Below are 4,657 nucleotides of genomic sequence, written 5' to 3'. Positions count from 1 at the left end.
GCCGGCCCCAGGCGGTGCGCGCGGCGACCAGGGCGGCGGGCTGCCCCGGCGTCCGTTCCCGCGGGCGGACCCGCAGCCCGGAGTCCACCAGCCGGCGGAGCAACTCGCCCGAGGGCACCTGGACGGCGCCGGCGTCGATCAGTGCCGGGTAGCGGGCCACCGGCACGTCGTAGTGATCGTGGTCGAAGGCGCGGGCCGGGATACCCGCGGCCCGGGCGAAGTCGTGCAACTCGTCCAGCGACGCGTCCGAGACCAGGTGACCGAAGTCGGTGCCGTGGGCCGGCCACCGCGGCGGGTCGAGCAGGATCGCCACGTCAGGCGCCGGCCCGCCCGCGGGTCAGTTCCAGCAGTGCGGCGTGGGTGGACTCGATGGCCTGCTCCACCTGCGGATAGCCGGCGAACCGGCCGTCGGCGATGTGCGACTGCACCATCGGGATCGCGATGCCGACGTTGGAGACGATCATGCCCAAGGTGACCAGCACCTCGGTGATCGCCGCCGCCGCACGGGTGCCGCCGCTGACCCCGCCGTAGCTGGCCACCGCCACCGTCTTGCCCTGCCATTCGGCGTTCAGGTAGTCGAGAGCGTTCTTCAGCGCCGCGTTGAACGAGTGGTTGTACTCCGGCATCACGATCAGATAGGCGTCGCCGCGGCTGATGGTGGCGCTCCAGGCCTTGGTGTGCTCGTGCTCGTAGCGGCCCAGCCGCGGGTGGTTCGGCTCGTCGAGCAGCGGCAACGCGACCTCGGCGAGGTCGACCACCTCGATCTCGAAGCCGCCGTGGTCGGCGAACCGCTCGACGATGTAGTCGGCCACCATCCGGCCGACCCGGCGCGGACGAGTGCTGGCGACGATCACTTGCAGGGTGGGTTTGGTCACGGCGGAGCCTTTCCTTGAACGCTCAATCACGGTAGCAGGCGCCGCCCGGGGAACCGCTGATCAATGCGGCGTCTCGCTGGTTGAGCTTGTCGAAGCCCGTTGCCAGTGGGGTCTCGACAAGCTCGACCGACGAGAACACCGGCGCTTCTCCAACCGTCACCCGGCGACGTCGGCCAGATGATGCTCCAGGTCGTGCAGGAAATAGCAGCCCAGGGTGGCCACGGTGAACTCCGAACCGTTGCTCCGGGTGCCGCGGCGCTGCCACTGGTCGGCCCGGACGCCGTCGAACAACCCCGCGGTGTGCTCCGCGGCCGCGGCATACTCACCGGCGACGGCGAGCGGGTCCTGGGCGTGGTAGCGGCCGGCGACGGCCGCCTCGTCCTGGTCCCAGTTGGAGAAGGTGGGGCCGTCCTCGGTGAGCAGCTGGGTCAGCCGGGTGCCGAAGATCCGGCAGACGTCCCGGACGTGGCAGCCGTACTCCAGCGCCGACCAGCGTTCCGGCCGGGCCCGGACCGTGACGTCCGGACGCCGCAGCACGGTCTCCCAGCGAGGCACGGTGGCATGCACCCGGCTCGCCACCTCGGTGGCCGGCGGCGGCGTCCAGCCGCACTCCGGGCAGCCCTGCTCGATCACCCAGGTCCAGTCCTTGGTGTCCGGGGGAATCGCCGCCGGCTCTTCGCCGGACACCTCAGGCCCCGACCGCGAAGGTCCCGGTGAACGAGGCGCTGTCGATCGCGTGCGCCAACAGGTTGAACCGGCAGGCCGCGCTGGTGGCGCCGTCCGGGACGCCGAGCTGCTCGACGTCCATCGCGTAGACGGTGAAGACGTAGCGGTGCGCCGGGCCGGGCGGGGGACAGGGGCCGCCGTAGCCGGCGTAGCCGTAGTCGTTGTCCCACTCCCGGGCCGGGGCGTCCAGGCTCGCGCCGGGTGCCAGCGCGGTGACCTGGGCCGGGATGTCGAAGGCGATCCAGTGCCACCAGCCGCTGCCGGTCGGGGCGTCCGGGTCGTAGCAGGTGAGGGCATAGCTCTTGGTGCCCTCGGGGGCGCCCGACCAGCGCAGGTCGGGGCTGACGTTCGTGCCGCCGCAGGAGGGTTCGGCGTAGCCGAGCTCGATGGTCGAGCCGTCCGGGATGGCGTCGCTGCTCAGTTCCATGTCCTCACCCTAGGAGGTTCCGCGGTGGCGCAGAAGGGCGACCCCACTAGCCTGGCCTCCATGGAGTGGGTGGAGGTGCTGGCCGGCAGCCGGGTGATCGTCGAGCTCCCGGTCGGCGATGCCGACGATCTGATCGCCGCCGGCGAGGTGCTGATCCAGGAGGGCATGGCGGCCTGGACGGTGCCGTTCGAGCGTCGCGGGCTGCTGCCCGGGCTGCGTCAGGTGTTCGGACGCCGGGCCCGGCTCGGCGTCGGCGACCTGCGCGACCCCGCCCAGGTGGAGCTGGCCGCCGGCTCCGGGCCGGATCTGCTGCTCTCCCCGTTCGCCGATCGCGCCCTGCTGGACGCCGCCGGCGCGGTGCCGATGGTGCTCGGCGGGCTCACCCCGTCCGAGGTGGACCGGGCGCTGTCCCTCGGCCCCGCCGCAGTGCAGGTGATCCCCTGCGACGCGCTCGGCTCGCTGTATGCCCGGACGGTGACGGCGATGTTCCCCGAGGCGCCGCTGATCGCCGCCGGCAAGCTGGAACGCTTCCAATGCGAGATGTGGCTGGACGCCGGCGCCCTCGCGGTCTGCCCCTCCGGTGCGATCGACGAAGAGGACATCGCCGAACCCGACCTGGCCGGGTTGCGGCACCGCTGCCAGGGCTACCGGTTCGACTAGGCCCGACCGGCGAGGAGTCAGTGGTGCTCGCTCAGCCGCGGCGGCGGCGCAGGAAGGCGCCCACGCCGAACAGCAGCACCATCACCGCGAACACTCCGCCGGCGACCCCGATCAACTGGTCGATCAACGGGATGCCGGAACTCGGCAGGGTGACCTCGGCCGGCTGGGCGGCCGGGCCGGATTCCGGCTGGGCCGCCGGCTGGTCGCCCGGTCCGCTCTGCTGCGGGGCGACGACGCGCACCGGCAGCACCAGGCTGGACGCCGCGGCCTGCTCGCTGCCGGCGAAGCTCACGGTCAGCTCGACGGTGCCGGAGGCCGGCAGGCTCTCGGGCAGCGGGACGTAGGCCTCGAAGCTGCCGCCGCTGCCGGTGAGCGATTCCTGGGTGCTGTGCGCGGCGTCGGTGCCCGGCAGGCTGACGATCACCGGCACCCCGGTCAACGGACGTCGCTGGGCGTCCCGCAGGGTGCCTTCGATGGGGACCAGCGCCCCGGGGGCGCCGGCGGGCGCCACCGTCCTGGCCTTGATGGTGGCGGGCAGCGGCCCCTTCAGGGCGACTGTGTCCGCGCGTGCTGTTCCGGCACCCAGCAGCAGGGCCAGGGTGAGGGACGTGAGGAAGACGATGACCCGACGCATCTGTGCCCCCGATCTCGGGTGAATTCTCGGCGTGGACCCCATCGTCGCGGCGCCGTGGGCGAGGGCGTCCGAGCCACGCCGGACGGCGGTCGGATTGGCCCCCGATTTGGGCAGCCGGTTTCCTTAGACTAAATTCAGAAACCGACCTAGTTTTCTCAGGAGGTTTGTGCATGTACCAGCCGCGACGGGCCGACGGTCCGGCTGCCGTTCAGTCGGGCACTGAGGCGCCCGGCCGGGCCGCCTCGGACCTGCCCCGCCGGGAGGCCCGAGCCTGGTACCGCAGTGCCGCCGACCGCATCGGGGTCGCCTTCCTGGGCCTGGCGGTGAGCGCCACCGCCGGTGCGCTGGCGATGTCCGGCGCCGCCGCGGCGGCCCCGGTCGCCGCGCCGATGACCACGCCCGACGTGGCCCTGCGGGACGTCCCGGTGTCCCGCGACGTGGCCCGTCCGCAGATCGCCGCCGAGGATGCGCTGGCCTTCGCGGCCGCCAGCCGGACCGCGGTGAGCCCGGCCCTGGAGCCGACCCGGACGATGTTCGCCAAGACCAAGCTGCCGGTGCTCGCCGATCCGGATGCGGGTGCCAAGAAGCTGGCCGGCCTGAAGGCCGCCGACAAGGTCACCGTCACCCCCGAGGTGAACGGCAAGTACCGGATGGTGCGGTTCAAGGGCAAGGACGCCTGGGTGCTGGCCGCGTCCCTGGCGAACAGCAAGCCCAAGCCGGAGAAGGTGGCCGACGCGAACGCGCCGAAGGCGACCCGCGCGGTGCCCAAGGGCTCGGTGCTCGGCCTGCAGCCCGAGGCGATGGTCGTCTACCGCGCCGTGATGGCCCGCTGGAACGTCAAGAACGTCGGCGGCTGGCGGGCGCACAGCCTGTCGGTGCACCAGTTCGGCCGGGCCATCGACTTCATGACCTACTCCAACACCTCCCAGGGCAACGCCATCGCCGCGTTCCTGGTGGCGCACGCCAAGGAGTTCGGGGTCGACCACATCATCTACCGGCAGAAGATCTGGACGCCGTACCGGCCGACCTGGCGGCACATGGCCGACCGGGGCAGCGCCACCGCGAACCACATGGATCACGTCCACGTGGCGGTCAAGGACCGCTGATCCGGCGTCCGGCTCATTGAGGAAGCGCTGATCAATCATGTCCCGGCTGCGGCGTCCCCGGCGGGCGATCTGCGGCCCCCAAATCTTGCGCCGTACGTCCAGTACGCCACAAGATCCGGGGGCCGCAGCTCATCCCGCCGGGCACGTCCTCGCTCGGAACAGCATTGATCAGCGCTTCCTTGAGCGGGAGATCCTGGCGTTTGCGGTGAACCGCGGCGCCGGCCTGGTT

At 72.0% G+C, this 4,657-nt stretch carries 8 protein-coding genes; 2 read left to right on the top strand and 6 right to left on the bottom strand.

All coding sequences use genetic code 11. The annotated features are described in order from the left end of the window. The 4 genes from QM582_RS05395 to QM582_RS05380 form a co-directional block, all read right to left on the bottom strand. Positions 1-313: DUF4031 domain-containing protein (locus tag QM582_RS05395; protein WP_415082439.1), on the bottom strand; the 313-nt coding region annotated here is incomplete at its 3' end. A 1-nt stretch (position 314) separates the two neighbouring features. After that, the gene (locus QM582_RS05390) at positions 315-875 is read right to left on the bottom strand and encodes an NADPH-dependent FMN reductase (protein ID WP_415082438.1); all 561 of its coding nucleotides are present in this window, start codon (positions 873-875) and stop codon (positions 315-317) included. A gap of 156 nt (positions 876-1,031) precedes the next feature. Further along, a complete protein-coding gene (locus QM582_RS05385; protein WP_415082436.1) occupies positions 1,032-1,562 on the bottom strand; it encodes a DinB family protein in 531 nt (176 codons plus the stop codon). A 1-nt stretch (position 1,563) separates the two neighbouring features. Beyond that, positions 1,564-2,028, bottom strand: coding sequence for a YbhB/YbcL family Raf kinase inhibitor-like protein (locus QM582_RS05380; protein ID WP_415082434.1), 465 nt, complete (start codon positions 2,026-2,028; stop codon positions 1,564-1,566). A gap of 60 nt (positions 2,029-2,088) precedes the next feature. On the opposite strand from QM582_RS05380, the gene QM582_RS05375 reads away from it, so the two are divergent. Next, positions 2,089-2,688 (top strand): bifunctional 4-hydroxy-2-oxoglutarate aldolase/2-dehydro-3-deoxy-phosphogluconate aldolase, encoded by a 600-nt coding sequence (locus QM582_RS05375; protein WP_415082433.1) that lies wholly within the window; start codon positions 2,089-2,091, stop codon positions 2,686-2,688. 31 nt (positions 2,689-2,719) lie between these two features. Here the strand turns inward: QM582_RS05375 and QM582_RS05370 are convergent, their stop codons facing one another. Next, positions 2,720-3,322, bottom strand: a complete 603-nt coding sequence (locus QM582_RS05370; protein WP_415082431.1) for a carboxypeptidase-like regulatory domain-containing protein — start codon at positions 3,320-3,322, stop codon at positions 2,720-2,722. A gap of 170 nt (positions 3,323-3,492) precedes the next feature. Between QM582_RS05370 and QM582_RS05365 the strand changes: the two genes are divergently transcribed. After that, positions 3,493-4,428: a hypothetical protein gene (locus QM582_RS05365; RefSeq protein WP_415082429.1), complete on the top strand. Its 936-nt coding sequence runs from the start codon at positions 3,493-3,495 to the stop codon at positions 4,426-4,428. A 31-nt stretch (positions 4,429-4,459) separates the two neighbouring features. Here the strand turns inward: QM582_RS05365 and QM582_RS05360 are convergent. After that, positions 4,460-4,657: hypothetical protein (locus QM582_RS05360; RefSeq protein ID WP_415082427.1), on the bottom strand; the 198-nt coding region annotated here is incomplete at its 5' end.

It is taken from the genome of Micropruina sp. (assembly GCF_047607385.1).
Taxonomy (GTDB): Bacteria; Actinomycetota; Actinomycetes; order Propionibacteriales; family Propionibacteriaceae; genus Micropruina.
The sequence above is the reverse complement of the archived record's forward strand: the minus strand, read 5'-3'. Positions and strand labels throughout refer to the sequence as shown.

Bases quoted from the DNA above. Each gene is read 5' to 3' on its own strand.
- QM582_RS05380 (WP_415082434.1), bottom strand. From the start codon at position 2,028: ATGGAACTGAGCAGCGACGCCATCCCGGACGGCTCGACCATCGAGCTC.
- QM582_RS05375 (WP_415082433.1), top strand. From the start codon at position 2,089: ATGGAGTGGGTGGAGGTGCTGGCCGGCAGCCGGGTGATCGTCGAGCTC.
- QM582_RS05370 (WP_415082431.1), bottom strand. From the start codon at position 3,322: ATGCGTCGGGTCATCGTCTTCCTCACGTCCCTCACCCTGGCCCTGCTG.
- QM582_RS05365 (WP_415082429.1), top strand. From the start codon at position 3,493: ATGTACCAGCCGCGACGGGCCGACGGTCCGGCTGCCGTTCAGTCGGGC.